Annotated in this window: 6 protein-coding genes; 1 reads left to right on the top strand and 5 read right to left on the bottom strand. The window is 46.9% G+C overall.

Annotated elements, in window-relative coordinates:
- Positions 1-167: 167 nt before the first annotated feature.
- The 4 genes from QUA90_RS27055 to QUA90_RS27040 all read right to left on the bottom strand — a co-directional run bounded on the left by QUA90_RS27055 (position 168) and on the right by QUA90_RS27040 (position 2,098).
- Entirely contained in the window at positions 168-680 is a 513-nt protein-coding gene (locus tag QUA90_RS27055; RefSeq protein ID WP_333085500.1) for a hypothetical protein, read from the bottom strand.
- A 116-nt stretch (positions 681-796) separates the two neighbouring features.
- On the bottom strand, positions 797-1,240 hold the full coding sequence (locus QUA90_RS27050; protein WP_333386016.1) for a hypothetical protein: 444 nt from the start codon (positions 1,238-1,240) through the stop codon (positions 797-799).
- Positions 1,241-1,322: 82 nt separating this feature from the next.
- A complete protein-coding gene (locus tag QUA90_RS27045) occupies positions 1,323-1,505 on the bottom strand; it encodes a CsbD family protein (protein WP_333034601.1) in 183 nt (60 codons plus the stop codon).
- 386 nt (positions 1,506-1,891) lie between these two features.
- On the bottom strand, positions 1,892-2,098 hold the full coding sequence (locus tag QUA90_RS27040) for a hypothetical protein (protein ID WP_333329882.1): 207 nt from the start codon (positions 2,096-2,098) through the stop codon (positions 1,892-1,894).
- 550 nt (positions 2,099-2,648) lie between these two features.
- Here QUA90_RS27040 and urtA point away from each other — a divergent pair.
- Complete coding sequence (gene urtA, locus QUA90_RS27035; RefSeq protein WP_333448413.1) at positions 2,649-5,573, top strand: urea ABC transporter substrate-binding protein; 2,925 nt, start codon at positions 2,649-2,651, stop codon at positions 5,571-5,573.
- 310 nt (positions 5,574-5,883) lie between these two features.
- Here urtA and QUA90_RS27030 read toward each other — a convergent pair whose 3' ends face one another.
- On the bottom strand, positions 5,884-6,576 hold the full coding sequence (locus QUA90_RS27030) for a histidine phosphatase family protein (protein ID WP_333329875.1): 693 nt from the start codon (positions 6,574-6,576) through the stop codon (positions 5,884-5,886).
- Positions 6,577-6,734 lie beyond the last annotated feature (158 nt).

Here is a 6,734-nt window from a genome sequence, read left to right as displayed (position 1 = left end):
TTTGCACTTTACCCTCGCTCTCGCGAGCGCATAACCCAGGCTACGTCAAGTGCCATCGATATATTCAGCAAGCCCTAGATATAAAATATAAAAGGACGATCGCCCTGGCGATCATCCTTTTATTTGCTGCACGTACTATCAGCTTTGGAGCGTGTCTGAATCCAAGATTATTTACGGTTGTTGAGCCATTTAGCCGCAACTATTCCCAAAATACCAGCAACAACTGGATTGCCTAAAAACTTCATCAAACTCGGCTGTTCGGCTAGCACTTCTTGGAAAATATCCGGGTGATTGTGATAGGTGAACGAGGCCAACTTGGTAACATCGTCAGCATTCATGCGGCTGGCGTGGTGGGTAGAAAGTCCTAGCTGCTTTTCCAATTGGCGATCGTTCAATCCTCTCTTGCCCAAATGCTTGAAGAATTCCCGTGCTACATCGTCGCGTTCATTTGGCTTAATTTGGGCGATCGCCTTTTGCAATTCCGGTTCCAACTGAGCCGGCGGGAGGGAGTCGTGATTCAGGGAACGCCCGAATAATTGTTTGCGCTGAGCAGGGGAAGTTCTCTGAGCAAAATCGTCAAAGTTTTCGTAATCTTCACCCGTTGTCTCCGGCATCATTTCTCGATCGCCCTGGGCTAAATCGTTCATGATTTGACGCTTGTAATTATCGCTGCTACTCATGGTAACTCTCTTCCAATCTACACAACATTTCAGTCTTAAATTGAGATGATTTAGCCTTTGAAAAACTGCGGAATATTAAACCGCCACGCGGCTATCATTTAAGCTTGCTAACTCGGTCAAGACTTGTATTCAATCTGATTTGATTGCTGGTCGTACTTAGCAGTCAAAATCAACTTTTTGTCAGGAGCGTAAACCAAAACACTTACATCCTGATTTGGGAAATTGCGGTGAAAACCTTGTGCTAAAGATTTCGCCAAATCTTTCACTTCAGTCGGGCGGACTTGCTGGGTAATTACAACTCCCAATTTGTTATTGTCGCGCACATAAGCATCCTGAACCAAGCCCTTAGCCGTCTTTGTTACCCATTGACCAAAATCTTGACCTGCGGCGGTATTGCCACGTTCTAGCTGCGCGTAATAACCCTGACTGCCACCAATTGCTACAGGTACATCAGTCGGTTTTTGGGCGGAAACGCTGGGCGCGCAGGCAGTAGTAACTGCCAGCATTAATACCAAAAGTACGCCCGCAATTATTTTGCGACTCTGCTGCAATAAACTCACCTTTTTTCCTCCGTTCCTAAAACATTTGGAATACTTGAAAGGGTCAGGTTGCTCGACCCTCTCAATGCCTATAGTATTAGGCTTAGTCTAGTTTCTTTTTGAGCTCATCTTTTACATCTTCGATCGCGTGACCAGCTTCAGCTTTTGCCTGCTTGGCTTTGCCTTCTGCTTTATCTTTCGGGTCGCCAGTAACATTACCTAGGGCTTCTTGAGCTTTGCCTGCGATGTTGTTGCCAGTTGCCTTTGCTCTATCTTCAGTGCTCATGGTTTTCTCCCTATCTGTATCTAATCAGACATTTTCTACTTAATAAACTCATCATAGGTAACTAGGAGCTGCGTTGCACTCTACCTCTAGGAAGAAAGAATGAATAACAAATGAAGATGGAAGATGGAAAAGTTATTTTTCTGTCTTGGACAGCCTGCCACTTTCATACTTATAGGTTTTTTTTCACCGTTTCTGGTGGCTGCAACGAAGTATTTGTGTAAAAAAGCTGGTGGATGGTCAACCCCGCTTCCCGGAGTTTTTTTTCATACCCAAAATAATTTAAAACTATAAATTTTTATTTAATTCTGCCTTCTGCCTTCTGCCTTCCCAAAGCGAGTGTGGGCAAGATTGCATCTTACCCACACCGAAAAAAATCCGTATTAGTTTTAATCTACCTTGTGATGACATTCTTCATCTATTTTGTGCTGAAGTTCTTCTTTCAACTGTTCGACAGCGCGCATAGTTTGAGCATCTTCTTTTTTTTGCTGACCGAGGGCTTTTTCTGTTTCCTCGCCGAGCAATATTTCCCTGGATTTTGGTAGGGTGACTTGATTTTCGGTGGCCGTGTGGGTCGCGTTTTCTTGACTATTCATTAGTTTTTCCCCTATTGTTTGCAAAATTTATTTTTAACCAGGGTACTTAGAAGTTAACCTTATACTTAAGATAACGGAAATCACGAAGACTTCCATCTACCTGAAGGGAGATAGGGGCTGGTGAATAATTTTGAGTTTTATAGTTAAGATAAATTACGGAAACTTCCCTTAGCCCCAAAAGAGATAGGGGAAGGGGAATAGTGGGTGAGATTGCTTGGTGGGTCGCAAGTCGCGGGCAGTGAATGAGTTGGGAAAAGGGGAGGAGGGGGGAGAATTATTCTGCGGCGCGAGCGATGGCATTAAGTGTCGAATGTTGTGGTATGAGGCTCTTTGGACATCGGTAAAAGATGAAGAGAGAAATGGGAGGCAGTTTAGTGCAGACTTAAGTCTATGCTGAGAGTTGGAAAGTTAAAATCTGTAGGGTGCAGCAATTCCCAAGTTTGGTGGCGATCGGGTTAAATAATCTGCTAAACAAGAGTTAGCCTCAAGGCTAACTTCCAGCAGGATCGAACTAAAATTTCTGTTATTAGTAAAAATTATCTAAAACCCTATGGGAGCAAGGAGCAGTAACCCCCTCGAAGCAGCCGGCCCGACTCGTGAGCCGATCAAAATAGGTGTGTTGCATTCGCTGACGGGCACGATGTCCATCAGCGAAATTTCTGTTAAAGATGCGACGCTGTTGGCGGTTGAGGAAATTAATGCGGCCGGAGGGGTGCTCGGACGCCCCTTGGAAGCGGTTATAGAAGATGGAGCCAGCGATTTGCAGACTTTTGCTCAAAAAGCTAAGCAATTGCTCTTAGAAGCGCAGGTGGCGGTGGTATTTGGCTGTTGGACTTCGGCGAGCCGCAAAGCTGTACTGCCTGCTTTCGAGCACGGCAACGGGTTGCTGTTCTATCCGGTGCAGTATGAAGGGCTAGAACAGTGTCCGAATATTTTCTACACTGGTGCTGCCCCGAACCAACAGATTGTGCCTGGGGTGAATTACTTGCTGGCACAGGGAAAGCGGAAAATTTTTTTGTTGGGTTCGGACTATCTCTTTCCCCGCACGGCAAATCGGATTGTGAAAGCTCAACTGGCGGCACTGGGGGGAGAGTTGGCGGGGGAAGTGTATCTGCCGCTGGGATCGAGGGAAGTGGGCGAGGCGATCGCACATATCTTAGCAGTGAAACCAGATGCTATTCTCAACACTCTCAACGGCGATAGCAATGTGGCTTTTTTCCAAAAGCTGCGGGAAGTTGGCTTGAAACCGGAGGATTTGCCGGTGATGTCGGTTAGCGTAGCAGAAGAGGAAGTGCGGGCGATCGGGCCGTCCAATATTGCTGGACATTGGGTGGTTTGGAACTATTTTCAAACGGTGGACACACCGGAAAATCGGAAATTTGTCAAGGCTTATAAAGCCCGATACGGGGAAAATCGAGTCACGGATGACCCGATCGCAGCAGCTTATTTGGGCGTTTACCTGTGGAAGCAAGCAGTAGAAAAAGCTGGTTCGACAGATGTGGTTAAAGTCAGGGCTGCTGCTAAAAATATTGAGTTTGCAGCGCCATCGGGCAAGGTAAAAATAGATGCCCAAACGCAGCATATCTGGAAAACAGTGCGGATTGGTAAGGTGCGGTCGGACGGTCAAATTGAGGAGATTTGGAATTCGGGCGCACCGGTTCCGCCAGATCCTTTTCTCAAAACCTATCCTTGGGCGGCGGCACTTGCTCCGAGGCCGATTTCTCTAGGAACTCGGGCGTCTTTGAGCGGGCTGTTTGTCATCTTGGTACTGATAACTTGGATGGCGGTGGGAGTCGGGTGGATGGGTTCTGTGGAGATGAAGAACTATTTGCTGACAATAAAAGCTGCCTCAACTCCGGCGGGGGTTTCTGAGGCAGCAATGGCGGTGCTGGTGCAGCAAACTCTGGCAGTGGCGAGCCGCACTCAGCACTGGCTGCTGGGGGCTTCAGTTTTGAGTTTGATCGCGGGGATAGTGGCTTTTGTGTCGGTGTCGGCAATTATTCGGAATCTCGGCTTGCTGCGGGAAACTGCGGAACTGATGGCCAGCGGTGATTTTACGGCTCGATCGCCTGTGGTTTCTAATGATGCGATCGGGGTGCTATCTTCTACTCTCAATACAATGGCTCAGCAAATTAGCAGTTTGCTCAACGGTTTGGAAGTGCGGCAGCGGCAGCTAGAGGAACGATCGGAGGAATTGGAAGTCGCTAAGAATGCTGCGGAAGCTGCCAACCGGGCGAAAAGCACTTTTTTGGCAAATATGACTCACGAGTTGCGGACGCCTTTGAATGCGATTATCGGCTACAGCGAGCTGCTGCAAGAAGAGGCTCTGGAACTCGGCGAAGAAGAGTTTGTGATGGATTTGGCAAGCATTAATATGGCAGGCAAGCAGTTGCTCAACATTATTAGTGACATCCTGGATATTTCTAAAATTGAAGCAGGAAAGATGACTCTTTTCTTGGAGACTTTTGAGGTGTGGGATTTGATCGAGCAGGTTGTCACTACTGTTCAACCGACGCTAGGGAAAAATGGCAATACTTTGATCGTCAATTGCGATCGCAATATTGGCACGATATACGCTGATTCGGGGAAGCTGGGACAAGCGCTGTTAAATTTGGCGAGCAATGCTGCTAAGTTTACAGATCAAGGCAAAATTACGATTAATGTTTGGAAAGAAGAAGGGGAGGTTTTGCCGATCGACAATTCCGCAGAACTCTGGGCAGATCCTTCTCGGTGTCAACAGCCTTTGATCGTGTTTCAAGTAACCGATACCGGCATCGGCATGACTGAGGATCAGGTGTCGAGGCTATTCGGAGCTTTCGCTCAAGCGGACGATTCTACTACGCGCAAATACGGCGGCACCGGTTTGGGGCTGACAATTAGCCGGAGATTTTGCCAGATGATGGGCGGAGACATTACCGTTGAGAGCGAGTTTGGCTGCGGTTCTAGTTTTACGATCCGGTTGCCGATTGCGGTTAAAAACCCGAAAGAAGCGCGGGAAGATCCAGAAATCCAAGAAATTCAGGCCGAGTCTTCCCAGGAGTTAGACACGAGTGCAGCGGCGACTGAAGCGAAGCAAAAAGAACTGCGATCACAACCGCTGGATTTGCCCGATGCTGCTACTGTGCTGGTGATTGACGACGATCCAGACGCGCGAGATTTGATGACCCGCTGCTTGTCGAAACAGGGATTTCGGGTGCGATCGTCGGCTAGCGGTCAAGGGGGGCTTCTGTTGGCTAAGGAGTTGCTGCCCGACGCGATTATTCTGGACGTGATGATGCCGAGTATGGACGGCTGGGCGGTGCTGTCGGCGTTGAAAGCAGATCAAGATTTGGTTGATATTCCAGTGATTATGATAACTTTTTTGGACGACCAAAATCAGGGGTTGGAATTGGGAGCGGCGGAGTATGTGAGGAAGCCTGTGGATTACAAGCGCTTTGCTGCTTTATTGAGCAAATATCAGGGTATCGAGAAGTAGTTATTAGTCATATCAATTCTGGTTGCACGACCAAGGTATTGTTGACTGTTAACTGTTGCCTGTTGACTAAAATTATGCTTTCGGAACAACTGACTGTTTAGACATTTAAACAATAACGATGCCACCGGAAGCGATATCAGTAGTCATTAGCCCTTGAACTCTGAAATGTGAAAGATGAACTCTTAAATGTTGTGAACTATTAACAGTTATATCATGGTCAATCGACCGGACATGATATTAAACCCAAATTTTTGATAAATCAGCAACGCCACTCTGGCATTGGTTGGGGCATTGTTCCAGTGAAGGTAGGTTACGAGGGTTGATCGCCTGCATCACTTGCCAGAGTTGCATCGGGTGCTGCCGATTCTAGGTCCGGTGGCAGATGATTGGTAATGAAGGAACTCCAATGAGCTATCCCACCCGAATCAAATTCCATCTGCAAAATTGACGCATTTGGTACTGGAAAGCCTCGCGAAAATCCCAAAAGCCGAGTCATCGCAACGGCATCAATTACCGTTGGGTTAGCCAAAATCTGCCACAGCATTGCTTTGATAAAAAATCCATGTGAAAAGACAACTACAAAACCGGATTGTTGTTGTAACTGGTTTAGGAAAGTTCGGACTCGTTCCATCAGTTGAACCAACGATTCGGCGTTGGTTCCATCGACATATTCAGGGTCGCAGCGGTCCCAGTAAGCTTTGCTCAGAGGTTTGCGAGCCTGGGTTGTGGTTGGTTGGTCGAACTGTAGGCCCAGATAGGTAAATTCCTGAACTTGCCAAACCTCAACGGGTGTATGTGGAAATTTTTCAATCAATGGTTGAGCAGTGAGTTGTGTTCTCAAATAAGGTGAAGTCACAATCAAGTCGGGAGTTTGTTTAACGGCGGTTGGAATACATCTTGATTGTCGATCGCCCAATTCACTTAAGGCATTTTCATGCGGTCCAATAGTTGCCAACCCTGCATTGGATTGACTTTGACCATGACGAATAATCCAAATGGACACAGTTTGATATTCCCTCTCATTTAATGGGTAAAAATCACTTGGCGTTGCTGAATCACGGTAGGAAAATAGATAAGTTGGAAATTCCGAAGATGTTCTGACGCGCTTGTTTCATTATTTTGCAGATTGAGTTGTTCATACCATAAATCCGCAACGCCGAT

It is taken from the genome of Microcoleus sp. D3_18_C4 (assembly GCF_036702355.1).
Taxonomy (GTDB): domain Bacteria; phylum Cyanobacteriota; class Cyanobacteriia; order Cyanobacteriales; family Microcoleaceae; genus Microcoleus.
This window is presented reverse-complemented; position numbering and strand designations above follow the sequence as displayed.

What these genes read in the sequence shown, in the direction of transcription:
- QUA90_RS27055 (WP_333085500.1), bottom strand. Translation starts at nt 680, where the DNA reads ATGAGTAGCAGCGATAATTACAAGCGTCAAATCATGAACGATTTAGCC.
- QUA90_RS27045 (WP_333034601.1), bottom strand. Translation starts at nt 1,505, where the DNA reads ATGAGCACTGAAGATAGAGCAAAGGCAACTGGCAACAACATCGCAGGC.
- QUA90_RS27040 (WP_333329882.1), bottom strand. Translation starts at nt 2,098, where the DNA reads ATGAATAGTCAAGAAAACGCGACCCACACGGCCACCGAAAATCAAGTC.
- urtA (WP_333448413.1), top strand. Translation starts at nt 2,649, where the DNA reads ATGGGAGCAAGGAGCAGTAACCCCCTCGAAGCAGCCGGCCCGACTCGT.